The sequence below is a fragment of the Roseateles puraquae genome, from assembly GCF_002205845.1.
Lineage (GTDB): Bacteria > Pseudomonadota > Gammaproteobacteria > Burkholderiales > Burkholderiaceae_C > Pelomonas > Pelomonas puraquae.
On record NZ_NISI01000001.1, the window covers coordinates 828,274 to 853,989 of the forward strand.

Consider the following 25,716-nt stretch of genomic DNA (forward strand, 5'->3'; position numbering starts at 1 on the left):
CGGGGGCCTATGGCCCAACGCTCCCTCACTGCCTGGTTCCTGCCCGGCCTGCGCCAGCCGGCGCAGCCCACACAGGCCGAGGCGGCCTCCTTCGACGCCCTCGCCCCCAAGCTCGGCTACCTGAGCAAGGCCGAGGTCAAGCGGGTGCGCGAGGCCTACAAGTTCGCCGACGAGGCCCACCTGGGCCAGAAACGCGCGACCGGCGAGCCCTACATCACCCACCCGATCGCCGTGGCCGGCATCTGTGCGGAGTGGCGCCTCGACGCGCAGGCCCTGATGGCCGCACTGATGCATGACGTGGTCGAGGACTGTGGCGTCTCCAAGGCCGAGCTGATCGAGAAGTTCGACGCCACCACGGCCGACCTGGTCGACGGGCTCACCAAGCTCGACAAGCTGCAGTTCTCCACCAAGGAGGAGTCGCAGGCCGAGTCCTTCCGCAAGATGCTGCTGGCGATGGCGCGCGACCTGCGTGTCATCCTGATCAAGCTGGCCGACCGGTTGCACAACATGCGCACCATGGGCGCGATGGCACCGCACAAGGCACGACGCATCGCCCGCGAGACCTTCGACATCTACGCCCCGATCGCGCACCGCCTGGGCCTGAACCAGACCTTCCGCGAGTTGCAGGACCTGTCCTTCCAGTACTTCCACCCTTGGCGCTACGCCGCGCTGACCAAGGCGGTCGCCAAAGCCCGCGGCAACCGGCGCGACCTGGTCTCGCGCATTGAAGGGGAAATTCGCGCGGCCTTCGCCAAGGCGAGCCTGCGCGTGGAGGTGCAGGGCCGCGAGAAGACCGTCTACTCCATCTACAAGAAGATGCGCGAGAAGGGCGGCCTGTCGTTCGCGCAGGTCAGCGACATCTTCGGCTTTCGCATCCTGACCGAGGAGCCGCTGCATTGCTACACGGCGCTTGGCGTGCTGCACCAGCTCTACAAGCCGCAGGCCGGCCGCTTCAAGGACTACATCGCCACGCCCAAGGACAACGGCTACCAGTCGCTGCACACCACGCTGATGGGACCGCTGGCCACGCCGCTGGAGTTCCAGCTGCGCACCGAGGGCATGCACCAGATCGCCGAGCAGGGCGTGGCCGCGCACTGGATCTACAAGAGCCGCGGCAAGCAGGGCTCGTCGGCCCTGATCGCCCAGCAGGCCAATGCCCGCTGGCTGCAAAGCCTGATCGACATCCAGGACGAGACCCGCGACGCCAACGAGTTCCTGGAGCACGTCAAGATCGATCTCTTCCCGGATGCGATCTACGTCTTCACGCCCAAGTCCAAGATCATGGCCCTGCCCAAGGGCGCGACGCCGGTGGACTTCGCCTACGCCATCCACTCCGACGTGGGCGACCATTGCGTCGCCGCCCAGGTCAACGGCGAGGCGGTGCCGCTGCGGGCCGAGCTCAAGAGCGGCGACATCGTCGAGATCATCACCGCGCCTGGCGCCAGCCCCAACCCGGCGTGGCTCAGCTTCGTGCGTACCGGCCGTGCGCGCTCCAAGATCCGCCACTACCTGAAGGACCTGGAGCAGGAAGAATCACGCGAGCTCGGCCAGAAGATGCTGGCCCAGGCCATGCGCATCGAAGGCCTCGCGCTGCCCAGCCTGGAGGTGGACGACCCCGCGGCGCCGATCTGGCATGACCTGGCCGGCTGGGCCGGCAGCGCCAGCACCGAACAGCTGCTCGTGGACATCGGCGCTGGCCGCAAGATCGCCACCATCATTGCCAAGAAGCTCGCCCGGCTGATGGCCGAGCAGGGCCAGAAGCCCGATGCGCTGGCCCTCACCCTGGGACGCTTCACTGAAGCCCCGGCGCTGCAGGGCAGCGTCACGCTCGATGGCAGTGAAGGCGCCTCGGTGCAACTGGCCAGCTGCTGCCGCCCCATCCCGGGCGACGAAGTGCGCGGCTACCTCGGCCGCGGCGAAGGCCTCGTGGTGCACACCTGCGAGTGCGCCGTGGGGCGCCGGCTCTTCCAGCGCGACAGCGAGCACTGGATCCAGGTGGAATGGGCCGAGGAGCTGACCCGCAGCTTCGAAGCGGGCATTGCCCTGCTGATGACCAACGGCAAAGGCGTGCTGGCCCAAGTGGCCCAGGCCGTCGCCCAGGCCGAGGCCGACATCACGCACATCTCGATGACCGAGGACGCGCAGCTGCGCGAAACCGCCGAGATGACCTTGCTGCTGGCCGTGCGCGACCGCCTGCACCTGGCCGACGTGCTGCGCGTGCTGCGCCGCACGGCGCCCGTGCAGCGCGTGTGGCGCGTGAAGCCCTGATCTCAGGCGCGCTCAGGCAGCCGGTGACGGCGCCGGGTAGCTGACCTCCACCACCTCGATGCGCTCCACGCCCACCGGCGTGACCAGCTGCAACTCATCGCCCACGCGCGCCTTCAGCAGCGTGCGTGCGATGGGCGAGATCCAGCTCACTTCACCGGCCAGGCTGTCGGACTCGTCGATGCCTTTGATGGTGATGGTCTTCTCTTCGCCGCGTGCGTTGGCGTAGGTGACGGTTGCGCCGAAGAAGATCTGCTCGGAGCCGTGATGGGCGCTCGGGTCGACCACCTCGGCCACATCCAGCCGCTTGGTCAGGAAACGCAGCCGCCGGTCGATCTCGCGCAGGCGCTTCTTGCCGTAGAGGTAGTCACCGTTCTCGGAGCGGTCGCCATTCTTGGCGGCCCAGGACACCGTCTCCACCATCTTCGGGCGCTCGACGTCGATGAGCTGCATGAACTCCGCCCGCAGGCGCGCATAGCCGGCCGGCGTCATGTAGTTGCGTGTGCCGGCCGGCAGGCTCGGCAGCGCGGGGCCGTCGTCGTCATCGTCGGCCGCGTCGGATTCCTTGGTGAAGGCCTTGTTCATGCGAGCATTGTCCGATGCAAGTCCCCTCCTCTGCGCGGCCTCTGCACGGCCTGCGCGTCATCGAGATGGCCGGCCTCGGCCCCTGCCCCATGGCCGGCATGATGCTGGCTGACCACGGCGCCGAGGTGCTCGTCATCGACCGCCCAGGCAGCCCGGTGTTGAACACCGGCACGGGTCTGGATCGGGGCAAGCAGCGCGCCTGCCTGGACCTCAAGACGCCGGAAGGGGCCGCCGAGGCGCGCCGGCTGATCGAGGGCGCTGATGCCGTCATCGAGGGCTTCCGCCCCGGGGTCATGGAACGGCTGGGCCTGGGCCCGGGCGTGTTTGCGGCGAGCCATCGGCGCCTGGTCTACGGCCGCGTGACCGGCTGGGGGCAGACGGGGCCCCTGGCGCAGGCGGCGGGGCATGACATCAACTATGTGGCCCTGACCGGGGTGATGTCAGTGGCAAGTCGTGAAGGCGTGGCGCCGAGCATCCCGGCCACGCTGATCGGCGACATGGGCGGCGGCGCGCTGCTGCTGACCTTCGGCCTGATGGCCGCCCTGTGGGACGCGCAGCGCACCGGCCGAGGCCGTGTGGTGGACGCGGCGATGGTCGACGGCGTGGCGCTGATGTCGAGCCTGCTGCATTCCATGCGCGCCGCCGGCCAGTGGCCGGACACACCGTCCGACAACTTCTTCCTGCACAGCTCACCCTTCTACGACTGCTTCGAATGCGCGGACGGCCGCTTCGTGTCGCTCGGCGCACTGGAGCCGCAGTTCTACGCGGAGCTGTTGCAGCGGCTCGGCCTCAACGACATCCCGGCAGGCACCCAGCACGACCGCCGCGAATGGCCGGCCTTGCGCGCCCGCGTGGCCGCTCGCCTGCGCGAGAAGACGCGCGATGAATGGACGGCGCTGCTGGAAGGCACGAATGTCTGCTTCGCCCCCGTGCTGACACTGGCCGAAGCGCCGCTGCACCCGCATGCCCAGGCGCGGGGCGCCTTCGTGCAGGCGGCAGACGGTCACTGGCAGCCGAGCCCCGCACCGAGGTTCGAGCCCCTTTGAGGGCGCGTCGTCAGTACTCTTCCCGCTCGACGCCCACGTAGCCCGGCGCGAGGTTCTCGAACTTGGTGTGCATGCGCTGGAAGGCCAGCTTCACCGTACCCACCGGGCCGTTACGCTGCTTCGCGATGATGATCTCCGCCACGCCCGGTTCCTTGCACTCGTCCTTGGTGTAGTACTCGTCGCGGTAGATGAACATGATGATGTCCGCGTCCTGCTCGATAGCGCCGGATTCGCGCAGGTCGGACATCATGGGGCGCTTGTCGGGGCGCTGCTCCACCGAACGGTTGAGCTGCGACAGCGCGATGACCGGGCACTTCAGCTCCTTGGCCAGCGCCTTCAGGCCCCGGGAGATTTCGCCCAGCACCGTGGCGCGGTTTTCCTCGCTGCCGCCGCCGTTGCCACTCATCAGCTGCAGGTAGTCGATGACGATCAGGCCAAGCTGGCCGCAGATGCGGGCCTGGCGGCGCGCACGGGCACGCACTTCGGACGGGCTGAGGCCCGGGCTCTCGTCGATGAAGATGCTGGACTTGCCGAGCTTGTCCACAGCCTCGGCCAGGCGCCCCCATTCATCGTCCTTGAGCTGACCGGTGCGCAGATGGCTCTGGTCGATGCGGCCGATGGAGCCCACCATCCGCAGGGCCAGCTGCGCGGCGCCCATTTCCATCGAGTAGATGACGACCGGCAGGCCTTCGTTGATGGCCACGTTCTCGGCGATGTTCACCGCGAAGGCGGTCTTGCCCATGGAGGGGCGGGCGGCCAGCACGATGAGGTCGCCGGGCTGCAGGCCGGCGGTCTGCTTGTCGAGGTCGTAGAAGCCGGTGCGCACGCCGGTCACGTCCTGCGCGCCGCTCTCCGCCAGCTCGTTCACGCGGTCCATCAGGCCGATCATGAGCTGGTCGATCGCCTGGAAGCCCTGCTTGCTGCGCGAGCCTTCTTCACCGATGCGGAAGATCTTGCCCTCGGCCTCGTCCAGGATCTGCGTGACCGCGCGGCCCTGCGGGTTCATCGCAGCCGTGGCGATCTCGTCGGACGTGGAGACCAACTTGCGCAGGATGGCGCGCTCGCGAACGATCTCGGCATAACGCCGCAGGTTGGCGGCACTGGGCACGCTCTGCGCGAGGGCGTTCAGGTAGGACAGGCCGCCGCATTCCTCGGCGCGGCCCAGGGACGTCAGCTCATCGAAGACCGTGACCACGTCGGCCGGCTTGCCGGCATTGATGAGCTTGCCGACCGCCGTGTAGATGTGCTTGTGCTCGAAGCGGTAGAAGTCGCTTTCGTTGAGCAGGTCGGCGGCGCCGTCCCAGGCGGAGTTGTCGATCAGCAGGCCACCCAACACGCTCTGCTCGGCCTCGACCGAATGCGGCGGGACGCGCAGCCGGGCGACCTCGTCGTCTTGCGGCGCAGCGGAGGAGGAAGCAGGAAGGATCGCGGACATGCCTGTGGATAAAGCTGTGGACGGACTGGGATCAAGCGGTGGTCAGCATTGGATAACGCCGGCCTGAAAGACAGAAGGCCGAAACCCCGGGGGGCCTCGGCCTTCTCTGGATGTTGCGGCCAAGACGGCCGCAGCGCAAGCCGGTTTACTCGGCTTCGGCGACCACCTGGACGCTGATGTCGACGACGACGTCCGTGTGGGCAGCAACGCTCACCGGGAACTCGCCAACGGTCTTCAGCGGGCCGTTCGGCAGACGCACTTGCGACTTGGCGATGGGCGAACCCAGCTTGGTCAGCGCTTCAGCGATGTCGGCGTTGGTGACGGAACCGAACAGGCGGCCATCCACACCGGCCTTCTGGGCGATGCGAACGGTCTTGCCGGCGATGGCTTCACCCAGCTTCTGGGCGGCGGCCAGCTTCTCGGCAGCAGCCTTTTCGAGCTCAGCGCGCTTGGCTTCGAATTCCTTGATCGCGGCTTCGGTGGCGCGGCGAGCGGCCTTGGTCGGGATCAGGAAGTTGCGGGCGTAGCCGTCCTTGACCTTGACGACGTCGCCGAGGTTGCCGAGGTTGGCGATTTTTTCGAGCAGGATCACTTGCATGTCGTCAGCTCCTTAGACCTTGTGCTGGTCGCTGTACGGCAGCAGGGCCAGGAAGCGCGCACGCTTGATGGCGACCGTCAGCTGACGCTGGAAGAAAGCGCGCGTGCCGGTCAGGCGAGCGGGCGTGATCTTGCCGTTTTCGGCGATGAAATCGCGCAGCGTGTCGATGTCCTTGTAGTCGATCTGCTCGACACCAGCGACGGTGAAGCGGCAGAAACGCTTGCGGCGGAACAGCAGCGACTGTTGGTTGCGCTTGGGCTTCTTGTCCTTGGAGAAGCGACCCTTACCACGAAGAGGGGGCATGTTGGACCTCTGTTAGATCTATCCGGATTCAAAAACGTGCCAGTTCTAGGGCGCAGCGGGTTCGATCACGGTGACGTGGGCGATGAAGCCCCGACCGTTGCGCTGGTGGGTCAGGAAGCCGCGGAAGACCGCGACGCCACCGATTCCCAGCGCCTGCAACTGCTTGGCCACCTCGCCCACCGCGACCGCCTTGATCTCCAGGGAGACCTTGCGCGGCTTGCCGGCTTCGATGACTTCGGACTCTGCCTTGAGGGCGGCGTCCAAGGCCATCAGCCCAGCGGGGGTGTAACGGATCTGGCCGAGTTGCTGGATCTGTGCCTGGAGGTGAAGCTGGTTCACTCAGTCGGCACGCTGCACACGAAAACTGGTTCTTCAGCGATGAGCGTCAGCTCAGGCCGCTTCTTGCTGGGGAGCCTTGCGGGCTTCTTCGCGCTCGACGGCCTTCATCATGACCGAGGGGGTCGTGATGGCCTTGTCCTGAACCACGGTGAGGTGGCGCAGCACGGCGTCGTTGAAGCGGAAGCCGGTCTCGAGCTCAGCCAGGACTTCCTTGCTGCACTCGATGTTCAGGCACAGGTAGTGAGCCTTGGCGAGCTTCTGGATCAGGTAAGCCATCTGGCGACGGCCCCAGTCCTCGACCCGGTGCACGACACCGCCACCGGCGGTGATCAGGCCCTTGTAGCGCTCCAGCATGGCCGGAACCTGTTCGCTTTGATCCGGATGGATCAGCAGAACGATTTCGTAGTGACGCATAAATGCTCCTTGTGGATTCCAGCCGTTGGGTGTCGGGATGACGCCCGGCTGCGGAAGCCGGGTCACAGCGTCGACTCGTGACCCGGCAAGGGGGAACCCGCGATTCTAGCCCGATTGGCGGCAGGCGCCAAATCGAGCGGCTGTCGTCAAGGCTTCCCGGGGCTGCGCAGTGCGTTGACGAAGTCACGCTGGCGCTCGCCCGGCGCGGCGGTGAGCAGGCTGACCACCGCCAACGCCAGCGCACCCGCTGGCACGCCGAACACGCCGGCAGCCGCCGGTTGGATGCCCCAGATCAGGGGCGCAGGCCCTGACAGACCCAACAGGCCGCGCATGCTGGGGTGGGTTGCCGCGAGATAGGTCAGGCACACACCCAAGCCCGTCAGCATGCCGGCCAGCGCGCCGGCCCGGTTCGCCCGGCGCCAGAACACGCCGGCCACCAGCGCCGGGAAGAAGGTCGAGCCGGCAATCGAGAACGCCGCCGTCACGACCGCCAGGATGTCGGCCGGCCGGTTGGAGGCCACTGCCGCCGCCGCCAGCGCCGCTGCCAGCAGCAGCGCCTTGGACAGCGTCACCCGCCGGGTGCGCGAGGCCTCGGGGTTGATGGCCTTGTAGTAGAGGTCATGAGACAGCGCGCTGGAGATGGCCAGCAGCAGCCCGTCCGCGGTCGAGAGCGCCGCGGCCAGACCGCCCGCGGCCACCATGCCCGAGATGACATAGGGCAGCCCACCGAGCTCCGGCATCACGAGCATGACAAGATCGGGATGCAGGCGCAGCTCACCCAGCTGCAGCCGGCCATCGCCATTGAGGTCGACCGCCGACAGCAGGGCCGGGTCCACCCGCTGCCATTGGCGGATCCATGCCGGCAGCTGGTCGAAGCTGCTGCCGACCAGGTCATTGAAGACCTCGGTCTTGACCATCACTGCCAGCGCCGGTGCCGTGAGGTAGAGCAGGCTGATGAAGACGAGCGACCACGCCACCGAGGATCGCGCCGTGGCCACCGAGGTGGTGGTGTAGTAGCGCGTCAGCAGATGCGGCAAACCGGCGGTGCCGACCATCAGGCACAGCACCAGCGCGATGAAGTTGCGCCGCGCCTCACTGGCCTGGGCGCCCTCGGCCAGGTCGCCGTCGGCCGACGCTGCACTCGGCCCGGCAAAGGGCTGGGTGTGCAGCGCCAAACCCGACAGCGGCTGGGCCATGCTGGCCTCGGCGGCGAGTTCGCGTCGCCAGCGTTCCTCGGCCTCCGCTGCGGTGCGCGGCAAGGCCGCACGCTGCTTCTCGGCCGCCTGGATCTGCGCCAGCGGTGCGTTGGCCTGCTTCAACGCGGCGACGCTGGCGGCGGCCTCGGCCTGGGCCTGGGCCAACGCCCGAGGCACGTCACCCAGCCGGGCGGCGGCGGCCTGGGCGCGCTCCTGGTGGATGGCGCGCACCTGCAACTCGCCGGGGTCGTGGATGAGCTGTTGCTCGCGCTGCGCCAACTGGTGCAGTTGCTGGCCATAGACCAGCTGTGGCAGCGGCCAGCCGGTCTGCTTGACGCTGAGCCAGATCACCGGCACCAGATAGGCCAGGATCATGATCAGGTACTGGGCGACCTGGGTCCAGGTCACCGCGCGCATGCCGCCGAGGAAGGAGCACACCAGCACCCCACCCAGCCCCACGAACACACCGACTTCGAAGCCCAGGCCGGTGAGCCGCGTGGTGATCAGGCCGACGCCGTAGATCTGGGCCACCAGATAGACGAAAGACACCAGGATGGCGGCGCACGCGCCCACCAGCCTGAGCGTCCGGCTCTCGAACCGTTCCGCCAGGAAGTCAGCCACGGTGAACTGGCCGAAGCGCCGCAGGTAGGGTGCGATGCACAGCGCGAGCAGCACGAAACCGCCCGTCCAGCCCAGCACATAGGCCAGCCCGGCATAGCCGCTCGCGTAGAGGGTGCCGGCCAGCCCGATGAAGGTCGCGGCACTCATCCAGTCGGCGCCTGCTGCCATGCCGTTGTAGAGCGCGGGCACGCGGCGCCCCGCCACGAAGTACTCCGCCGGGTCAGTCGTGCGGCACAGGATGCCGATGACCGCATACACCAGCACCGTGGCCACGAGGAAGGTGTAGCCGATCCAGGCCTTGGGCATGCCGCGCTGCTCGGCCACGCCCAACACCACCACGAGCGCAATGAAGCTCAGCGTGAAGAGCGCATACCGGCGATGCAGGCGGTGCAGGTGTGAGGTCGAGGAATCAGGCACGTGCGAATCATCGGCAACAAAAAGCCCGGATTCCCCTGCGGAGAACCCGGGCCGATGCGAGCAAGGCGCGAAGGCTTACTTGGCGGCCAGGCGCTGCCAGGTGTCGATCACGGTGTCAGGGTTCAGCGAGATGGACACGATGCCCTCCTCGGCCAGCCAGTCGGCGAAGTCGGGGTGGTCGCTGGGGCCCTGGCCGCAGATGCCGATGTACTTGCCGGTGGCGCGGCAGGCGCGGATGGCGCGCGAGATCATGGCCTTGACGGCCGGATCACGCTCGTCGAAGTCGCCGGCCAGCTGCTCCAGGCCGGAGTCACGATCCAGGCCCAGGGTGAGCTGGGTCAGGTCGTTGGAGCCGATGGACATGCCGTCGAAGTGCTCCAGGAACTGCTCGGCCAGGATGGCGTTGCTCGGCACCTCGCACATCATGATGACGCGCAGCCCGTCCACGCCGCGCTTCAGGCCCTTCTCGGCCAGCATGCCGACCACCTGCTCCGCCTGGCGCACGGTGCGCACGAAAGGCACCATGATCTCGACGTTGGTCAGGCCCATGTCCTTGCGCACGCGCTTCAGCGCCTCGCACTCCATCGCGAAGGCGTCCTGGAACTCACCGCTGATGTAGCGCGACGCGCCGCGGAAGCCCAGCATCGGGTTTTCTTCGTCCGGCTCGTAGCGGGTGCCGCCGATGAGCTTGCGGTACTCGTTGGACTTGAAGTCCGACAGGCGCACGATGACCGGGCGCGGGAAGAACGCCGCCGCGATGGTGGCGATGCCTTCGGCCAGCTTGTCGACGTAGAACGCACGCGGCGAGGCATGGCCGCGGGCCACCGACTCGACGGCCTTCTTGAGGTCAGCATCGATGTTCGGATAGTCCAGGATGGCCTTGGGGTGGACGCCGATGTTGTTGTTGATGATGAACTCGAGCCGCGCCAGGCCCACGCCACCCGAGGGCATCTGCGCGAAGTTGAACGCCAGCTGCGGGTTGCCCACGTTCATCATGATCTTGATGGGGCAGTACGGCAGCTCGCCGCGGTGCACCTCGCTGACCTCGGTCTCCAGCAGGCCGTCGTAGATGTAGCCGGTGTCACCTTCCGAGCAGGCGACGGTGACGAGCTGACCGTCCTTCAGCGTCTCGGTGGCATCGCCGCAGCCGACCACGGCCGGGATGCCCAGTTCACGCGCGATGATGGCCGCGTGGCAGGTGCGCCCGCCGCGGTTGGTGACGATGGCGCTGGCGCGCTTCATGACCGGCTCCCAGTTCGGGTCGGTCATGTCGGTGACGAGCACGTCGCCCGGCTGCACGCGCTCCATCTCGGCGACGCTCTCCACGAGGCGCACGGGGCCGGTGCCGATCTTCTGGCCGATGGCGCGGCCCTCGGCCAGCACGGCGCTGTGGGCCTTGAGCTTGTAGTGGTGCTCGACCTGGCCGGCGGCCTGGCTCTTCACCGTCTCGGGGCGGGCCTGCAGGATGTACAGCTTGCCGTCAACGCCGTCGCGGCCCCACTCGATGTCCATCGCGCGGCCGTAGTGCTGCTCGATGATGAGGGCGTACTTGGCCAGCTCGGTCACTTCCGCGTCGTTGAGCGAGTAGCGGTTGCGGGCCTCGGGCGCGGTGTCCACGGTCTTGACGAGCTTGCCGGAGGCGGCCTTCTCTTCGGGCGTCGCGAACTCCATGCGGATCAGTTTGGAGCCCAGGTTGCGGCGGATGATGGCCAGCTTGCCGCTCTTCAGCGCCGGCTTGTGGACGTAGAACTCGTCCGGGTTCACGGCGCCCTGCACCACCGTCTCGCCCAGGCCATAGCTGGAGGTGATGAAGACGACCTCCTGGAAGCCGCTTTCGGTGTCGATGGTGAACATCACGCCGGCCGAGCCCAGGTCGCTGCGCACCATGCGCTGCACGCCGGCCGACAGCGCCACGTCACCGTGGGCGAAGCCCTTGTGCACGCGGTAGCTGATGGCGCGGTCGTTGTAGAGCGAGGCGAACACCTCGCGCATCTTGTGCAGCACCTCGTCGATGCCGTGCACGTTCAGGAAGGTCTCCTGCTGGCCGGCGAAGGAGGCGTCGGGCAGGTCTTCGGCGGTGGCCGACGAGCGCACGGCGAAGGTGGCGTCAGGGTTGTCGGCGGTCAGGCGCTCGTAGGCTGCGCGCACCTGGGCCTCCAGGTCGGCCGGAAACGGCTGGGCCTCGATCCAGCCTCGGATCTCGGCACCGGCCTCGGCCAGCGCGCGGACGTCGTCGGTGTTGAGCGTGGACAGGCGCGCCGCGATGCGGGCGTCCAGGCCTTCGTGCTTCAGAAACTGTCGGAACGCGTGCGCCGTGGTGGCAAAGCCACCAGGCACGCGGACGCCGGCATCCGAGAGCTGGGAGATCATTTCGCCGAGGCTGGCGTTCTTACCGCCAACGGCCTCGACGTCGGTCATCCTCAGGTTCTCAAACGGAACGACCAGGGCGGTCGCCTCAAAGCGTGCAGCAGACATGGGAAAACTCCGGGAGGTTGAAAACTCGGGGCTGTGTCCGCTGCACCCAGGCACGGCCGGTTACGGCGCGTGTTCACACCGGTGAGGTGTTCTTGGAATGAGGTGGGGGTGCGCATGGTGGGGCAAAGCAATTAGCGCCGATTCTAGGCGGGGCCGCTCCTATGATGGGAACTTCGTCGCCCCCCTTGATCTCGCCGCGAGCCCGCCATGTCCGACAGAACCGTGTATTTCGTCTCAGACGGCACCGGCATCACTGCCGAAACCTTCGGTAACTCCATCCTGGCCCAGTTCGAGATCAAGCCGCGGCATGTGCGCCGCCCTTTCATCGATAGCGCCGAGAAGGCTCATGCCGTGGTGCAGGAGATCAACGAACTGGCCCAGCGCGAGGGCAAGACGCCGATCGTGTTCGCCACCCTCGTGAACCGCGACGTGCTCAAGGTCGTCCGCGAGCACTGCCAGGGCCGGGTCATGGACATGTTCGGCACCTTCATCGAACCGCTGGAAGACGAATTCGGCATCAAGAGCAACCACCGCGTCGGCCGCTTCTCCAACGTCGCCCAGAGCCAGGAGTACCACGACCGGATCGAGGCGATCAATTTCTCGCTGGCGCACGACGACGGCCAGTCGGCCAAGAACCTGGACCGGGCCGACGTCATCCTGGTGGGCGTGAGCCGCTGCGGCAAGACGCCGACGTCGCTCTACCTCGCCATGCAGCACGGCATCAAGGCGGCCAACTACCCGCTCATCCCCGAGGACTTCGAGCGCCGCAAGCTGCCCGCGCCGCTGCTGCCGCACAAGCGCAAGTGCTTCGGCCTGACCATCGACCCCGAGCGCCTAGCCTCCATCCGCAACGAGCGACGCCCGGGCAGCAAGTACGCCGACGTGCTGAACTGCCGCTACGAGGTCAACGAAGCCGAAGCCATGATGAAGCGCGACGGCATCTCCTGGCTGTCGTCTACGCACAAGAGCATCGAAGAGATCGCCACCACCATCCTGCGCGACATCCGGCCTGACCGGCTCATCTACTGAGATGCCGGCTTCGGCCCTCGCCCTCGTCCTCACCGCCGCCCTCCTCCACGCCCTCTGGAACCTCGCTGCCAAGCGCTGGGGTGGTGGGCCGCATTTCGTCTTCAGCTGCGCGCTGGGCGTGACCGTGCTGTGGCTGCCGGCGGTGCTGTGGGTCGGGCTCTCCGAGATCCCTCACTGGTCATTGACCGCCTGGGCCTTCGTGGCGGCCAGCGCGCTCGTGCACCTGGCCTACTTCAATTGCCTGATCGCCGGCTACCGGGCGGCGGACCTGACGGTGGTCTACCCCGTGGCGCGCGGCAGCGGCCCGCTGCTGTCGGCCCTGGCCGCCGTGCTGCTGCTGGGCGAGCACCTGGGCCTGCACGGCGCCCTGGGGCTGGCGGGCGTGGTGGGCGGCATCCTGCTGATCACCATGGGGCCGCGGCTGCTCGGGCGCGGGGTACCGCAGGCTGCTGAAGCCGCGCGACGCCGCCGCGCTGGCCTGTGGTGGGGAGCCGCGACCGGCACGCTGATCGCCGGCTACACGGTGCTGGACGGCTATGCCGTCAAGGTGCTGCTGGTCTCGCCGCTGATGCTCGACTACTTCGGCAACGTGCTGCGCGTGCCGCTGCAGCTGCCCGTCGCCCTGCGCCAGGCCCACAGCTTCTGGCCTGAGCTGCGGCGCTCGTGGCGCGGCGTACTCGCCGTGGCGGGACTGGGGCCGCTGGCCTACATCCTCGTGCTGATGGCCATGCAGGAGGCGCCGCTGTCGCGCGTGGCGCCGGCCCGCGAGGTGTCGATGCTGTTCGCCGCGCTGCTGGGTGGGCAGTTGCTGGGCGAAGGGGAACGCGGCTGGCGCTTGGCCGGCGCCGCGTTGATCGGGGCCGGAGTCTTTGGGCTAGCGCTGTAGCAGGCCCTCGTAGACCTGCACATAGCGCTGGGCGGCGGTGTCCCAACCAAAGCGCTGGCGCATGGCGGCGTCGCGCACGCGGGCCCAATACTCGGGCCGGCTCCACAGCGCAAACGCCCGCCGAAGCGCGCGGCGGTAGGCGTCGCCCGTGAAGGCATTGAAGACGAAGCCCGTGGCGGTGCCGGCGGCCAGGTCTTCCAGCGTGGTGTCGACCACCGTGTCGGCCAGGCCGCCGACGCGATGCACCAGCGGCAGCGCACCGTAGCTCAGGCCGTAGAGCTGGGTGAGGCCGCAGGGTTCGAAGCGGCTGGGCACCAGCACGACGTCGCTGCCCGCGTAGATGCGGTGGGCCAGGCCTTCGTCCATGCCGGTGCGGCGGGCGACCTGGCCAGGGTGGCGTGCGGCGGCATCGGCAAAGGCGGCCTCCAGGCGCGCATCACCGCTGCCGAGTACGACGAGCTGGCCGCCGGCATCGATCAGGTCGTTCAGGGCCTCCAGCACCAGCGGCAGGCCCTTCTGCTCCGTCAGGCGGCTCACCACGCCGAACAGGGGCGCGTCGGGGCGCACGTCCAGCCCGCATTCGCGCTGCAGGGCCGCCTTGCAGTCGGCCTTGCCTTCCGGGCGCTCGACGCTGTAGGGCTGCGCGAGGCTGCGGTCGCGCACGGGTGACCACACCGCATAGTCGACCCCGTTGAGGATGCCGTGCAGCTCGCCCGCGCGGTGGCGCAGCAGGCCGTCCAGGCCACAGCCTTGCTCCGGTGTCTGAATCTCGCGGGCGTAACTCGGGCTGACCGTGGTGATGGCGTCGGCGAAATGCAGACCGGCCTTCATGAAGCTCACCTGGCCGTAGAACTCCACGCCTTCCACCGCGTAGTGGGGTGGCGGCAGGCCCAGGTCACAGAACTGCTCGGCCGGGAAGAGCCCCTGGTAGGCCAGGTTGTGGATGGTGAAGACCGTGCGTGCCTGGTTGCGGCGCCGCGTCCGGCTGGCCGCGATGTGGGCACAGGCCAGGCCCGCATGCCAGTCGTGCGCGTGCACGATCTCCGGGCGCCAGCTGCCGTCCACACCTTCGGCCAGGCGAGCTGCCGCCAGGCCCAGCAGCGCGAAGCGCCGGTGGTTGTCGGGGTAGGCGATGCCCAGCGCATCGCCGTAGGGGTTGCCAGGCCGGTCGAACAGGCCCGGGGCGTCGAGCACGTAGACGGGCACATCGAAGCCCGGCAAGCGGCCACGCAGCAGGGCCGCGCGGCCCTCGCTCCAGGGCAGCGCCACGGGCGCGACCGCGCATTCGTGGGTGAGGGACTCGCGGATGGCCGGAAAGCCCGGCACCAGCAGCCGCGGCTCGACGCCCGCAGCCGCCAGGGCCGCCGGCAGCGCACCGGCCACATCGGCCAGGCCACCGGTCTTCAGCAGCGGGAACAGCTCCGCGCTGACTTGCAGGATGCGCATTACAACTTGGCCAGCATTTGCTTGGTGATCAACACCACGCCATTGTCGGTGCGCTCGAAGCGTGAGGCATCGAGCTTGGCGTCTTCGCCCACGACCAGACCATCAGGGATGACACAGGCCCGGTCGACGATGACCTTGGTCAGCCGGCAGTGGCGCCCCACCTCCACGCCCGGCAACAGCACGCATTGGTGGATGTTGCAGAAGGAGCGGATGCGCACGTTGTTGAACAGCACCGACTGCACGACATGCGAGCCCGACACGATGCAGCCGGCGCTCACGATGGTGTTGACCGTCATGCCGTGCATGCCGTTGTGGTCGGGGATGAACTTGGCCGGGGGCAGCTGGCGCTGGTAGGTCCAGATGGGCCAGTCGGTGTCGTAGATGTCGAGCTCGGGGCTGATGGAGGCGAGGTCGAGGTTGGCAGCCCAGAAGGCATCCAGCGTGCCCACGTCGCGCCAGTAGGGCGGCGCGCCGTTGGGGTTGTGGATGACGCTCATGCTGAACGGGTGTGCCACCGCGCGCTGCTCGGCCACGGTCTTGGGGATGACGTCTTTGCCGAAGTCGTGGCTGGAGTTGGTGTCGGCCAGATCCTCGGCCAGCAGGCGGTAGAGGTAGTCGGCGTTGAAGATGTAGATGCCCATGCTGGCCAGGCAGGTGCCCTCACGGCCGGGAATGCAGGGCGGGTCGGCCGGCTTTTCCTGGAAGGCCGTGATGCGGCGATCGCCGTCTACCGCCATGACGCCGAAGGCGGTCGCCTCGGCCTTGGGCACCTCGATGCATCCCACCGTACAACCCGCGCCGGTGGCGGCATGGTCGGCCAGCATGCTGGAGTAGTCCATCTTGTAGATGTGGTCGCCCGCGAGCACGACGATGTAGTCCGCCCCGGTGCTCTGGATGATGTCCAGGTTTTGGAATACGGCGTCGGCCGTGCCGCGGTACCAGCTTTCTTCATCGACCCGCTGCTGTGCGGGCATCAGGTCCACCGTCTCGTTCAACTCCGCGCGCAGAAAGCTCCAGCCGCGCTGGATGTGGCGCAGCAGCGAATGGCTCTTGTACTGCGTGACCACGCCAATGCGCCGGATGCCGCTGTTCACGCAGTTGGACAGTGCGAAGTCGATGATGCGGAACTTGCCGCCAAAGTACACGGCGGGCTTGGCACGTGCATCGGTGAGCTGCTTGAGGCGAGAACCGCGCCCGCCGGCAAGGACGAGGGCGATGGCGCGGCGGGCCAGCTGATGGGGCGAGGCGACGGGGGGCATGCGAGTCTCCGGCTGCTTGTCGGTGCAGTGTGCGACAGCCAGTTTGCACGCCCGCTGCGGGCTTCCCCTCAGGCACCCATGTTTGTCCCTTCGCCGGCCGCTGCTTCGGCCAGCGCACGTTCGAAGGCGCTGCGGCTGGGCGTCTCCACGAACACACAACGCTTGTGGTGGCGCTTGCAGTGGTCCTTGACGCGCCAGTAGGCGTCGTGGCTGATGCAGCCGGTCTGGCAGATGACGAGATCGGCCGCAGCCAGCTGGGGCTCCAGCTGGGCGGGCTTGTGCTCCTCGCCCCCGTCGTGGTGCAGGAACTGCGCGCCACAGCCTTCCACGGCCTGGCGGTACTGGGGCACGCTGCCGCCCCGTCCGCCCACGCACAGCACCACGCGCTGCTCCAGGCTGGCCGGCGCCGCCGGCACCTCGGCGACAGGCGCGGCCGTGGCCAGTGGTCGGACCTCGACAGCCACCGGCTGCGGTCGGGCCGACAGCCGGTTCACCTCCCGCTGCAGGGCCTGGTTGCGCGCGAGCTGCTCGGCCAGGCGCTCTCGCAGGGCTTCGCGCTCGGGCAGGTCGGGGTGGGTCTGGAGCCATTGCTGAAGCTGCTGCTGGGCCTGGTCGAGCTGGGTCTGCAGCGCGATGACGGCCGCCCGATGCTGCATGCGCTCCTGCTCCCAGGCCTGCTGCTCGCGGGCGCGTGCGTGGCTCCACGCGGTCATGCGCTGTTGCACCTCGCCGTACTCGCGCGCCAGGGCCTGATGTTCGGCTGCCAGCTCGCGGTGGCGCGCCATGTCCACCCGCTGCGCGGCGCCCACCTGGTGCTGCAGCATGTGCACCTGGCCGAGCACGCGCATCTCCAGCCATTCATCGCAACGCGCATGGGTGAGCGTGGCCCACAGCGCGCCGGCCACCTCCCCCTGCGCCGCACGGCCCCGCCACCAGCTCATGAGGCTGTCGCGGCACTTGGCCTGGGCGGCGCTGCGCACGTCCAGCGCAAAGCGCTGCTCCAGGTCCTTCTGCAGCGCCTCGGCCATCAGATTGCGGCGCCCGGCCGCGGTGACCAGGCTGCAGTGCAGGGTGTAGTCGTCCTCGTTTCCCTGCAGCACCAAGTGGCGCTTGGCCAGCAGCCGCACGCGCTCCAGGGGCAGGCACACGCCGATGACGGGGCAATGGGCATGACTGCCCAGTTCCCAGAGACGCCGACGGCGCGAACCAGTGGTGGGAGGCAAGGCCGCATGGGCGGCGCAGCAGGCGTCAGCCATTCGATATCTCCACGGCGAAGCCGACGAGGAGCGCGGGCTGGCTGGAGCTGGCTGGCGCGGGGTCGAGTGAGGTGAAAGGGCGGCGGGCTACTTGGTCAGCAGGAGCTTGCCCAGCGACGTGATGCGCAGGCGGTAAAGCTGCCCTTGATGAACGATGTGCACCTCGCCGCGCGGGCCGAGCAAGGCCTGGCTGTCGATGCAAGGCACCTGGGTGTGGTGCCCGCGCACGTCGGCCGTAGGCGCTGGGACGGGCTTGGGAGGAGGAACAGTGAACATGACGTCACTGTAATGAGAATCATTCTTAATTGCAAGCCTGTCGACGCGCATCGCGGCCGGCACGCTCAGCCTTGCTGGCGGGCGCTCTCGTACAAGCAGATGGCGGCGGCGGCGGCAACGTTCAGCGACTCTTCGCCGCCCGGCTGCGGGATGCCCACCCGCAGCGCGCACCGGGCCATCAACGCGGGCGACACGCCCTGCCCTTCGTGGCCCAGGACCCAGGCGCACGGCGCGGGCAATTTGACCCGGTGCAGCGGCTGGCTGTCGTGCGAGCTGGTCGCGACGAGCGGCACCGACAGCACCGCCAGATCGTCTGCCGCCAGACCCTCGACCAGCCGCAGCCCGAAATGCGCCCCCATGCCGGCACGCACGACCTTGGGCGACCACAGCGCCGCGGTGCCCTTCAAGGCCAGCACCTGCCGAAAGCCGAGCGCCGCCGCGCTGCGCAAGATGGCGCCGACATTGCCCGCATCCTGCAGGCGGTCGAGCACCACGCTCGCCGCTGCCGGGTCGATGGCCGGCTGGCTCGGCAGGCTCAGCTCGGCGCCGATCTGCGCCGGCGACTCCAGCCCGCTGAGCGCCTTGAACAGCGCAACCGGCACCACCAGCGCGCGCGGCGCCGACTCGGCCAGCGCAGCGAGCTGCGGGTCTTGCAGCGCGGCTTCTGTCAACACGACCAGTGCCGGCCGCCAGCCTCGCTGCAGCGCGGCCCGCAGCAGGTGGTCGCCCTCGATCCACAGGCTGCCGGTCTTGCGATAGCCCGAGGCATCGGCGGCAAGCTTGCGCAAGCGCACCAGCGCCGGGTTGTCGCGGGAGGTGATGGCGTCCAGCTTCATGCGCAGCGGTCCGAGGGCGTGCGGACACCGACCTCGCGCACGGGCGCGAAGCTGCGGCGATGCCAGGGGCTCGCGCCATGTTCGCGCAAGGCGGCCAGGTGCTCGGCCGTGCCATAGCCCTTGTGGGTGGCAAAGCCATAGTGCGGATGGCTCTCGTGCATCTGCTCGCAGAAGAGGTCGCGCGCCACCTTGGCCAGGATGCTGGCCGCCGAGATGGCCTGCACCGTCGCGTCGCCCTTCACGATGGCTTCCGCGGCCATGGGCAGCACCGGCAGCCGGTTGCCGTCGATGCGCACCAGGGCCGGCTTCAGGCGCAGGCCGTGCACGGCGCGCTGCATGGCGAGCATCGTGGCCTGCAGGATGTTGAGGCGGTCGATCTCCTCGACCGAGGCCTGGGCGATGCAGCAGCACAGCGCCTTGGCGCGGATCTCGTCGTACAGCCGCGCCCGCTTGGCTGCCGTCAGCGCCTTGGAGTCGGCCAGACCGGGGATGGGCTGCAGGTCGTCGAGGATGACCGCGGCCGCGAACACCGGGCCAGCCAGCGGGCCGCGGCCGGCCTCGTCCACGCCGGCCACCAGGCCGGGCGGCGTCCAGTCGAGCGAGGCCTGCTCAGGCACCGAGGAGGCTCGCGATCGCATCGCTGGCGCGCCGCGCGGTGTCTTGCCGCAACAGCGTGTGGAGGTCGACGAAACGGGTGTGCAGGGCGTCGCGGCGCGCCGCATCGGCGAGCAGTGCCTCGGCCTCGCGCGCCAGGGCCTCGGGCGTGCAGGCGTGCTGGATGAGCTCAGGCACCAGGAACTCACGCGCAAGGATGTTGGGCAGGCCCACCCAGGGCAGCAGGCCCTTGTCCTTCATGCGCCACCAGTTCAACCAGTTCATGCGGTAGGCGATCACCATGGGTCGCTTGAACAGCGCCGCCTCCAGCGTGGCGGTACCGCTGGCGACCAGCGTCAGGTCGCAGGCGGCCAGCGCGGCGTGGGACTGGCCGTCGATGAGCTGGATGTCAACTCCGCCGAGCAGTGGCTCGACGAGGTGCCGCAGCCCTGGCACGACCGGCAGGATGAAGCGCCGGCCGGGTCGCGCCAGCAGGCGAGCCGCACCGATGAGGGCGGGGGCGATGTACTTGATCTCGCTCTTGCGACTGCCCGGCAGCAGTGCAATGACGGTGTCGTCGGCCGGCAGGCCCAGGGCCTCGCGGGACGCCGCGCGTGGCGGCTCCATCGGGATGGCATCGGCCAGCGGATGGCCGACATAGGTCGCGCCGATGCCGGCCTTGTGCAGGATCTCGGGCTCGAACGGGAACAGGCACAGCACATGGTCGGCTGCGCGGCGGATGGTCTCGACGCGCTCCGGCCGCCAGGCCCAGATGGACGGGCAGACGAAGTGCACCGTCTTGATGCCGGCCTCGCGCAGGCGGGCCTCCAGGCCGAAATTGAAGTCGGGCGCGTCCACGCCGATGAAGACATCCGGCCGGTTCGAGATGAGTCGCTTGCCGAGCTGCTTGCGGATGGACAGCAGCTCGCGGATGTTCAGCAGCGCATCCACGTAACCGAAGATCGACAACTTGCTGTGAGGCCACCAGCTCTCGAAGCCCTGGGCCTGCATCTTCGGCCCGCCGATACCCTGGGACGCGAGCCCCGGCCAGCGCGCGCGCAGGCCTTGCAGCAGCAGGCTGGCCAGCAGGTCGCCGCTGGCCTCGCCGGCCACCATGCCGAGTCGGGGCGCCTTTTGCATGTCAGACATCCTCGCCCAGCACAAGCCCTGCGGGCCGAGCGCCGGGCCGCTCCCGAGCCGGCCCGCGCAGGCGATGTACCTGCCGGTCGAACCGGCAGGTATCGCCGTCCCCTCGGGGGACCGGCCAAGGTACGCCTTGGACGAGGGGCTTCACGATCAGCGGACGATGCCGCGAGTGGAAGCGGCAAGGAAGGTCAGCATGGTGTCGATGTCGCCGTCTGCGGCGCCGCCCTCGCTGCCGCGCAGCGCCTCAATGGCGGCCTTGGCCTCGTCGAGCGTATGACCGCTGCGGTAGATGAGCTTGTACATCTGGCGGATGACACCGATGCGCTCGGCGCTGAAGTCGCGGCGCTTCAGGCCCACGACATTCACCGCCCGGGCTGACAGCGGATTGCCGTCCACCGTCATGAAAGGCGGCACGTCCTGGGCCACATGCGCCTGGAAGCCGATCATCGCGTGGTCGCCGATGCGCATGCGCTGCAGGATGCCGGTGAGGCCGCCGATGGTGACGTGGTCGCCCACCTGCACATGGCCCGCCAGGGTGGCGCCGTTGGCCAGCACGCATTCGTTGCCGATGACGACGTCATGCGCCAGGTGGCAATAGGCCATGATCCAGTTGTCGTGGCCCAGGGTCGTCTCGCCGCGGTCCTGCACCGTGCCGACGTTCAACGTGCAGAACTCGCGGATGGTGTTGCGATCGCCGATGACGAGTGTGGTGGGCTCGCCAGCGTACTTCTTGTCCTGATTGGCAGCACCGATGGAGCTGAACTGAAAGAAGGTGTTGTCGCGCCCGATGGTGGTGTGGCCTTCGATGACCACGTGCGGGCCGACCTTGGTGCCGGCGCCGATCTTCACGTGCGGGCCGATCAACGAGTAGGCACCGACCTCGACGGAGCTGTCGAGCTCGGCAGCCGGGTCGACGATGGCAGTGGGGTGGATGGCCATCGCGCCGGTCCTCAAGCTTCAATACGGCGCATGGTGCACATCAGCTCGGCTTCAGCCGCCACCTGCTCACCCACCAGCGCGCGTGCCGCGAACTTGTAGATGCCGGCCTTGGCGCGGCCCAGGGTCACTTCCAGCACCAGCTGGTCGCCCGGCTCGACCGGGCGCTTGAAACGCGCACCATCGATGCCGGCGAAGTACACGACCGACTTCTCGTCGAGCACGATGTCCATGGTTTCGATGGCCAGCAGCGTGGCCGCCTGGGCCAGGGCTTCGAGCACCAGCACGCCGGGCATGACCGGGCGGTGCGGGAAGTGGCCGAGGAAGAAGGGCTCGTTGATGGAGACGTTCTTGATCGCCCGGATGCGCTCGCCCTTGACGAGCTCCACCACCCGGTCCACCAGCAGAATGGGGTAGCGGTGCGGCAGGCGCTTGAGGATGTCGTGGATGTCCATCGTGGTCGTGTCTGTCGTCATTTTTTTTCAAGCGCGCGGACACGCTCGCGGAGGGTGTGGAGCTGGCGCAGCGTGGCTGCATTCTTCTGCCAGCTGGAATTCTCTTCGAAGGGATGGGGGCCGCTGTAGACGCCTGGCTCCGAGATGCTGCGCGTGACGGTCGTGGCGGCGGAGATGTGCACGCCGTCAACCAAGGTCAGGTGGCCAATGATGTTGGCCGCGCCGCCGATGGTGCAGTTGGCGCCGATGCGGGTGGAGCCCGCCACTGCCGCACAGCCCGCCATGGCCGTGTTGCGGCCGATGTGCACGTTGTGGGCGATCTGGATGAGGTTGTCGAGCTTGACGCCGTCCTCGATGACCGTGTCGGCCAGGGCGCCGCGGTCGATGCAGGTGTTGGCGCCGATCTCGACGTCGTCGCCGATGGTGACGTTGCCGAGTTGCTCGATCTTGACGTAGCCGTCCTTGCTGGGTGCCAGGCCAAAGCCATCCGCACCGATGACCACGCCGCTGTGCACCAGCCCGCGAGCCCCGATGCGGCAGCCATAGCCCAGCACGACCCGGGGCGCCAGGCGCGTGTCGGCGCCCACCTGGGCGCCGCGCTCGACGACGCAGTGCGCGCCGATGCGGGCCCGGTCACCGATGACGGCGCCGGCCTCGATGACGGCCAGCGGGCCGATGGCCACATCCCGCCCGAGCGTCGCCTGCGGCGACACGATGGCGCTGGGATGCACGCCCACGTCGGCCGCCGGGCGGGTGCGGGCGGCCCACCACTGCGTGAGGCGGGCGAAGTACAGATAAGGGTCGGGCGTGACGATGGCGGCACCCCGCGCCGCAGCAGCCTCGGCCTGGGCCGGCGACACGATGACGCAGGCGGCCCGCGTGGTGGCGAGCTGCGACTGGTAGCGCGGGTTGGCGAGGAAACTGATGCTGTCGCCGTCCGCCTCGTCCAGCGGCGCGATGCGGCTGATGCGCGTTTCGGACCCACCAAGCAAATCGCCGCCCAAGGCGGCGATCAGCTCAGCGAGCGCGACGGTCGTCGTGCTCATGGCGGCGGGCGCTTTACTTCTGCGCGTTGAGCGCGTCGATCACCTTCTTGGTGATGTCCACGCGCGGGCTGAAATGGATGGCGTCTTGCAGGATCAGGTCGTACTTCTCGGTGTCGAAGATCTGCTTGATGACCTTGTTGGCCTTCTCGACGACCGCGGCGAGTTCTTCGTTGCGGCGCTGGGTCAGGTCTTCCTGCCATTCACGCTTCTTGCGCTGCAGGTCACGGTCCTTCTCGCCGATGTCACGGCTGCGGCGGCCACGTTCGGCCTCGGACAGCGTCGGGGCGTCCTTTTCGAGCTTCTCGGCAGCCGCGCGCAGCTTGCTTTCCTGGTCCTTCAGATCCTTCTCGCGCTTGCCGAACTCGGCTTCCAGCTTGGCCTGGGCGAGCTTGGCGAGGTTGGACTCACGCAGCACTGCCTCGCTGTTGACGTAGCCGATCTTCAGTTCCTGGGCTTGCACCGCAGAAGTGGCCACAACCATCGAAGCGGCCAGAGCCACCGATTGCAAGAGCTTGCTCATCATCAGAATGCAGTCCCGATCTGGAATTGGAATTTCTCGATTCTATCCGTGCGTTGTTTGCGGATAGGTTTGCCGTAGCTCAGGCGCAGAGGGCCCATCGGCGAGATCCACGACAAGCCGATACCGGCCGAGACGCGGATGGTGTCGAAGCTGACCTTCTCCTTGGCGTCGCTGCCCCACACGTTGCCGGCGTCCATGAAGCCGAAGATGCGGAAGCTCTTGTCGTTGCCGCTGCCGGGCACCGGCAGGTAGAGCTCGGCATTGGTGTTGAAGCGCCGATTGCCGCCGCTGTAGGAGCCGGTCACGTCCACGGGGCCGAGCGTGCCCGCCTCGAAGACGCGCACCGAGCCCAGGCCGCCGCCGTAGAAGTTCTTGAAGATCGGGTAGGGCTTGCCGCCCAGGCCCACGCCCCAGCCGAGCTCGCTGTTGACGCCCAGAGTGATCTTGTTGGTGATCTCGAAATACTGCTGGTATTGCAGGTTGATGCGGGCGTACTGCGCATCGCCGATGGCGCTCGCCTCGACGTTGACGCGCTGGTACTTGCCCTTCATCGGCGAGAGCACGCTGTCGCGGCTGTCGCGCTGCCAACCGATGGTCAGCGGCACGGAGTTGCTGCGCTGGCCGAACTGGTTGGCGAACAGGAAGTAGCTGTTGGGCAGGCCCTTGGACGTGGTGATGGTGGTCTGCTCGTAGCCGATACCGAAGAAGACGGTGTCGACCTCGGAGAACGGCACACCGAAGCGCACTGCACCGCCCTTGGTGACGTATTGGTACTCCTCGCCCAGGGTGTTGATCGGGCGGGTGGTGCGGTAGAACACGTCGATGGCGCGAGAGACGCCGTCGACCGTGAAGTACGGATCGACCGTGCTGACCTGCAGCTGCCGGCCGGTACGGGCGGTCGCGATGTCGATGCCGAGGTAGTTGCCCGAACCGAACACGTTGTCCTGACGGATGGAGCCGGTGAAGGACAGCTTGGTCTGGCTGGAGTAGCCCGCACCCACCGTGATCGCGCCCGTGGGACGCTCCGCCACGGTCAGGATGACGTCCACCTGGTCCTGCGCGCCCGGCACCTCCTGGGTGTCGATGTTGACTTCCTTGTCCTTGAAGTAACCCAGGCGCTCCACGCGGTCGCGCGAGGCCTTGATCTTCTGGCCGTCGTACCAGGCCGCCTCGAACTGGCGGAACTCGCGGCGGATGACTTCGTCGCGGGTGCGCGAGTTGCCGGAGATGATGACCTTGCGCACATAGACCCGGCGCTGCGGCTCAGCCACGAACGTGACGACCACCTGTCCGGTTTCGCGGTTGATCTCGGGGCGGCTGTCGACGCGGGCAAACGCGTAGCCGTAGGTGCCGAAGAGGTCGCTGAAGGCGCGCGTGGTCGTGGCCACGGCCTCGCCCTGATAGGCCTGGCCCGGCTTCAGGTAGACGAGGTGCTTGAAGTCTTCCTCGCGGCCAAGGAAGTCGCCTTCGAGCTTGATGCCGGTCACGGTGTAGGGCTGGCCCTCGCTGACCGTGATGGCGATGCTGATGCTCTGCTTGTCCGGCGAGATGGTGACCTGTGTGGAGGTCACGTTGAACTCGAGGTAGCCGCGGTTCAGGTAATAGCTGCGGATGGTTTCGAGGTCAGCGTTGAGCTTGGCTCGCGAGTAGCGGTCGGTCTTGGTGTACCAGGTCAGCCAGCCGCTGCTCGTCTGCTCCAGCAGGCCCAGCAGCGTGCTCTCGGAGAACACCTTGCTGCCGAGGATGCGGATCTCTGCGATCTTGGCCGGCTCGCCCTCGGTCACGTTGAAGCTGACGTTGACGCGGTTGCGCTCGATCGGGGTGATGGTGGTCGTGACCTCGGCGCCGTAGAGGCTGCGCGTGAGGTACTGGCGCTTGAGCTCCTGCTCGGCGCGGTCGGCCAGCGCCTTGTCGAAGGGCTTGCCTTCACCGATGCCGACGTCCTTCAGCGACTTGGTCAGCGCCTCGGTGTCGAACTCCTTCAGACCCACGAAGTTGACGTTGGCGATGATGGGCCGCTCATCGATGATGACGACGACCGCATCGCCTTCGATGTTGATGCGCACGTCCTTGAACAGGCCGGTGGCGAACAGCGCACGGAGTGCGGCCGCACCCTTTTCATCGTTGTAGATGTCACCGATGCGGAAAGGTAGCGACGCAAAGACGGTACCGGGGTCGGTGCGCTGCAGGCCCTCGACGCGGATGTCCTTGAGCACGAAGGGATCGACCGCCCAGGCCAGCCCCGACTGAAACAACCCCGCGATGGCCGTAGCCAGCAAGCCGAGGCGGAAGGGGCGACGCTTCGCTCCCGAACAGAAAGAAAAGGACATGGGGACC

At 67.9% G+C, this 25,716-nt stretch carries 24 protein-coding genes; 4 read left to right on the forward strand and 20 right to left on the reverse strand.

Translation table 11 applies throughout. The features are described 5' to 3' along the window. Window positions 1-9: 9 nt before the first annotated feature. Window positions 10-2,268 (forward strand): RelA/SpoT family protein, encoded by a 2,259-nt coding sequence (locus CDO81_RS03775; RefSeq protein WP_088481798.1) that lies wholly within the window; start codon window positions 10-12, stop codon window positions 2,266-2,268. Window positions 2,269-2,280: 12 nt separating this feature from the next. Here the strand turns inward: CDO81_RS03775 and greB are convergent, their stop codons facing one another. Further along, complete coding sequence (gene greB / locus CDO81_RS03780) at window positions 2,281-2,850, reverse strand: transcription elongation factor GreB (protein WP_088481799.1); 570 nt, start codon at window positions 2,848-2,850, stop codon at window positions 2,281-2,283. A gap of 14 nt (window positions 2,851-2,864) precedes the next feature. Here greB and CDO81_RS03785 point away from each other — a divergent pair, with 14 nt between their 5' ends. After that, complete coding sequence (locus CDO81_RS03785; RefSeq protein WP_088481800.1) at window positions 2,865-3,896, forward strand: CaiB/BaiF CoA transferase family protein; 1,032 nt, start codon at window positions 2,865-2,867, stop codon at window positions 3,894-3,896. Between the two features lie 10 nt (window positions 3,897-3,906). On the opposite strand, the gene dnaB is transcribed toward CDO81_RS03785, so the two are convergent. The 7 genes from dnaB to ppsA all read right to left on the reverse strand — a co-directional run bounded on the left by dnaB (window position 3,907) and on the right by ppsA (window position 11,694). After that, on the reverse strand, window positions 3,907-5,331 hold the full coding sequence (dnaB, locus tag CDO81_RS03790; RefSeq protein ID WP_088481801.1) for a replicative DNA helicase: 1,425 nt from the start codon (window positions 5,329-5,331) through the stop codon (window positions 3,907-3,909). Window positions 5,332-5,476: 145 nt separating this feature from the next. After that, window positions 5,477-5,929, reverse strand: a complete 453-nt coding sequence (rplI, locus tag CDO81_RS03795) for a 50S ribosomal protein L9 (protein WP_088481802.1) — start codon at window positions 5,927-5,929, stop codon at window positions 5,477-5,479. 12 nt (window positions 5,930-5,941) lie between these two features. Next, window positions 5,942-6,232 (reverse strand): 30S ribosomal protein S18, encoded by a 291-nt coding sequence (gene rpsR / locus CDO81_RS03800; RefSeq protein ID WP_088481803.1) that lies wholly within the window; start codon window positions 6,230-6,232, stop codon window positions 5,942-5,944. A 45-nt stretch (window positions 6,233-6,277) separates the two neighbouring features. Then, window positions 6,278-6,571: a primosomal replication protein N gene (gene priB / locus CDO81_RS03805; RefSeq protein WP_088481804.1), complete on the reverse strand. Its 294-nt coding sequence runs from the start codon at window positions 6,569-6,571 to the stop codon at window positions 6,278-6,280. A gap of 51 nt (window positions 6,572-6,622) precedes the next feature. Further along, window positions 6,623-6,985, reverse strand: coding sequence for a 30S ribosomal protein S6 (rpsF, locus tag CDO81_RS03810; RefSeq protein WP_088481805.1), 363 nt, complete (start codon window positions 6,983-6,985; stop codon window positions 6,623-6,625). A 146-nt stretch (window positions 6,986-7,131) separates the two neighbouring features. Continuing rightward, window positions 7,132-9,219, reverse strand: coding sequence for a sodium:solute symporter family protein (locus tag CDO81_RS03815; RefSeq protein WP_241516830.1), 2,088 nt, complete (start codon window positions 9,217-9,219; stop codon window positions 7,132-7,134). Window positions 9,220-9,294: 75 nt separating this feature from the next. Beyond that, window positions 9,295-11,694, reverse strand: coding sequence for a phosphoenolpyruvate synthase (ppsA, locus tag CDO81_RS03820; protein WP_088481806.1), 2,400 nt, complete (start codon window positions 11,692-11,694; stop codon window positions 9,295-9,297). 207 nt (window positions 11,695-11,901) lie between these two features. On the opposite strand from ppsA, the gene ppsR reads away from it, so the two are divergent. Then, window positions 11,902-12,723 carry a posphoenolpyruvate synthetase regulatory kinase/phosphorylase PpsR gene (gene ppsR, locus CDO81_RS03825; RefSeq protein WP_088481807.1) on the forward strand — a complete coding sequence of 274 codons (822 nt, stop codon included), beginning with the start codon at window positions 11,902-11,904 and terminating at the stop codon, window positions 12,721-12,723. A gap of 1 nt (window position 12,724) precedes the next feature. Further along, on the forward strand, window positions 12,725-13,609 hold the full coding sequence (locus CDO81_RS03830; protein WP_088481808.1) for an EamA family transporter: 885 nt from the start codon (window positions 12,725-12,727) through the stop codon (window positions 13,607-13,609). On the opposite strand, the gene glgA is transcribed toward CDO81_RS03830, so the two are convergent. From glgA to bamA, 12 genes are all read right to left on the reverse strand, one after another. Next, the gene (gene glgA / locus CDO81_RS03835; RefSeq protein WP_088481809.1) at window positions 13,598-15,055 is read right to left on the reverse strand and encodes a glycogen synthase GlgA; all 1,458 of its coding nucleotides are present in this window, start codon (window positions 15,053-15,055) and stop codon (window positions 13,598-13,600) included. The genes CDO81_RS03830 and glgA overlap by 12 nt on opposite strands. Next, the gene (gene glgC / locus CDO81_RS03840) at window positions 15,055-16,314 is read right to left on the reverse strand and encodes a glucose-1-phosphate adenylyltransferase (protein ID WP_088481810.1); all 1,260 of its coding nucleotides are present in this window, start codon (window positions 16,312-16,314) and stop codon (window positions 15,055-15,057) included. The genes glgA and glgC overlap by 1 nt, the downstream gene beginning before the upstream one ends. Before the next feature lie 68 nt (window positions 16,315-16,382). Beyond that, window positions 16,383-17,570: a DUF2325 domain-containing protein gene (locus tag CDO81_RS03845; RefSeq protein WP_088481811.1), complete on the reverse strand. Its 1,188-nt coding sequence runs from the start codon at window positions 17,568-17,570 to the stop codon at window positions 16,383-16,385. 87 nt (window positions 17,571-17,657) lie between these two features. Beyond that, window positions 17,658-17,846 carry a hemin uptake protein HemP gene (hemP, locus tag CDO81_RS03850; protein ID WP_158218154.1) on the reverse strand — a complete coding sequence of 63 codons (189 nt, stop codon included), beginning with the start codon at window positions 17,844-17,846 and terminating at the stop codon, window positions 17,658-17,660. 65 nt (window positions 17,847-17,911) lie between these two features. Next, window positions 17,912-18,682, reverse strand: a complete 771-nt coding sequence (locus CDO81_RS03855; RefSeq protein ID WP_088481813.1) for a TrmH family RNA methyltransferase — start codon at window positions 18,680-18,682, stop codon at window positions 17,912-17,914. Beyond that, on the reverse strand, window positions 18,679-19,320 hold the full coding sequence (rnhB, locus tag CDO81_RS03860) for a ribonuclease HII (RefSeq protein WP_088481814.1): 642 nt from the start codon (window positions 19,318-19,320) through the stop codon (window positions 18,679-18,681). The genes CDO81_RS03855 and rnhB overlap by 4 nt, the downstream gene beginning before the upstream one ends. Next, on the reverse strand, window positions 19,292-20,416 hold the full coding sequence (gene lpxB / locus CDO81_RS03865) for a lipid-A-disaccharide synthase (RefSeq protein WP_088481815.1): 1,125 nt from the start codon (window positions 20,414-20,416) through the stop codon (window positions 19,292-19,294). The genes rnhB and lpxB overlap by 29 nt, the downstream gene beginning before the upstream one ends. 156 nt (window positions 20,417-20,572) lie before the next feature. Beyond that, entirely contained in the window at window positions 20,573-21,361 is a 789-nt protein-coding gene (gene lpxA, locus CDO81_RS03870) for an acyl-ACP--UDP-N-acetylglucosamine O-acyltransferase (protein ID WP_088481816.1), read from the reverse strand. A gap of 11 nt (window positions 21,362-21,372) precedes the next feature. Next, window positions 21,373-21,834, reverse strand: coding sequence for a 3-hydroxyacyl-ACP dehydratase FabZ (fabZ, locus tag CDO81_RS03875; protein ID WP_088481817.1), 462 nt, complete (start codon window positions 21,832-21,834; stop codon window positions 21,373-21,375). Next, window positions 21,831-22,859, reverse strand: coding sequence for a UDP-3-O-(3-hydroxymyristoyl)glucosamine N-acyltransferase (gene lpxD, locus CDO81_RS03880; RefSeq protein ID WP_088481818.1), 1,029 nt, complete (start codon window positions 22,857-22,859; stop codon window positions 21,831-21,833). The genes fabZ and lpxD overlap by 4 nt, the downstream gene beginning before the upstream one ends. Before the next feature lie 13 nt (window positions 22,860-22,872). After that, window positions 22,873-23,379 (reverse strand): OmpH/Skp family outer membrane protein, encoded by a 507-nt coding sequence (locus CDO81_RS03885; RefSeq protein ID WP_168928253.1) that lies wholly within the window; start codon window positions 23,377-23,379, stop codon window positions 22,873-22,875. 2 nt (window positions 23,380-23,381) lie between these two features. Next, window positions 23,382-25,709 carry an outer membrane protein assembly factor BamA gene (bamA, locus tag CDO81_RS03890; protein ID WP_088481820.1) on the reverse strand — a complete coding sequence of 776 codons (2,328 nt, stop codon included), beginning with the start codon at window positions 25,707-25,709 and terminating at the stop codon, window positions 23,382-23,384. Between the last annotated feature and the right edge of the window lie 7 nt (window positions 25,710-25,716).

What these genes read in the sequence shown, in the direction of transcription:
- rplI (WP_088481802.1), bottom strand. Translation starts at nt 5,929, where the DNA reads ATGCAAGTGATCCTGCTCGAAAAAATCGCCAACCTCGGCAACCTCGGC.
- lpxA (WP_088481816.1), bottom strand. Translation starts at nt 21,361, where the DNA reads ATGGCCATCCACCCCACTGCCATCGTCGACCCGGCTGCCGAGCTCGAC.
- glgA (WP_088481809.1), bottom strand. Translation starts at nt 15,055, where the DNA reads ATGCGCATCCTGCAAGTCAGCGCGGAGCTGTTCCCGCTGCTGAAGACC.
- CDO81_RS03785 (WP_088481800.1), top strand. Translation starts at nt 2,865, where the DNA reads ATGCAAGTCCCCTCCTCTGCGCGGCCTCTGCACGGCCTGCGCGTCATC.
- lpxD (WP_088481818.1), bottom strand. Translation starts at nt 22,859, where the DNA reads ATGAGCACGACGACCGTCGCGCTCGCTGAGCTGATCGCCGCCTTGGGC.
- rpsR (WP_088481803.1), bottom strand. Translation starts at nt 6,232, where the DNA reads ATGCCCCCTCTTCGTGGTAAGGGTCGCTTCTCCAAGGACAAGAAGCCC.
- fabZ (WP_088481817.1), bottom strand. Translation starts at nt 21,834, where the DNA reads ATGACGACAGACACGACCACGATGGACATCCACGACATCCTCAAGCGC.
- rnhB (WP_088481814.1), bottom strand. Translation starts at nt 19,320, where the DNA reads ATGCGATCGCGAGCCTCCTCGGTGCCTGAGCAGGCCTCGCTCGACTGG.
- CDO81_RS03775 (WP_088481798.1), top strand. Translation starts at nt 10, where the DNA reads ATGGCCCAACGCTCCCTCACTGCCTGGTTCCTGCCCGGCCTGCGCCAG.
- CDO81_RS03845 (WP_088481811.1), bottom strand. Translation starts at nt 17,570, where the DNA reads ATGGCTGACGCCTGCTGCGCCGCCCATGCGGCCTTGCCTCCCACCACT.
- bamA (WP_088481820.1), bottom strand. Translation starts at nt 25,709, where the DNA reads ATGTCCTTTTCTTTCTGTTCGGGAGCGAAGCGTCGCCCCTTCCGCCTC.
- CDO81_RS03885 (WP_168928253.1), bottom strand. Translation starts at nt 23,379, where the DNA reads ATGAGCAAGCTCTTGCAATCGGTGGCTCTGGCCGCTTCGATGGTTGTG.
- hemP (WP_158218154.1), bottom strand. Translation starts at nt 17,846, where the DNA reads ATGTTCACTGTTCCTCCTCCCAAGCCCGTCCCAGCGCCTACGGCCGAC.
- ppsR (WP_088481807.1), top strand. Translation starts at nt 11,902, where the DNA reads ATGTCCGACAGAACCGTGTATTTCGTCTCAGACGGCACCGGCATCACT.
- greB (WP_088481799.1), bottom strand. Translation starts at nt 2,850, where the DNA reads ATGAACAAGGCCTTCACCAAGGAATCCGACGCGGCCGACGATGACGAC.
- lpxB (WP_088481815.1), bottom strand. Translation starts at nt 20,416, where the DNA reads ATGCAAAAGGCGCCCCGACTCGGCATGGTGGCCGGCGAGGCCAGCGGC.
- glgC (WP_088481810.1), bottom strand. Translation starts at nt 16,314, where the DNA reads ATGCCCCCCGTCGCCTCGCCCCATCAGCTGGCCCGCCGCGCCATCGCC.
- CDO81_RS03855 (WP_088481813.1), bottom strand. Translation starts at nt 18,682, where the DNA reads ATGAAGCTGGACGCCATCACCTCCCGCGACAACCCGGCGCTGGTGCGC.
- dnaB (WP_088481801.1), bottom strand. Translation starts at nt 5,331, where the DNA reads ATGTCCGCGATCCTTCCTGCTTCCTCCTCCGCTGCGCCGCAAGACGAC.
- ppsA (WP_088481806.1), bottom strand. Translation starts at nt 11,694, where the DNA reads ATGTCTGCTGCACGCTTTGAGGCGACCGCCCTGGTCGTTCCGTTTGAG.
- CDO81_RS03830 (WP_088481808.1), top strand. Translation starts at nt 12,725, where the DNA reads ATGCCGGCTTCGGCCCTCGCCCTCGTCCTCACCGCCGCCCTCCTCCAC.
- rpsF (WP_088481805.1), bottom strand. Translation starts at nt 6,985, where the DNA reads ATGCGTCACTACGAAATCGTTCTGCTGATCCATCCGGATCAAAGCGAA.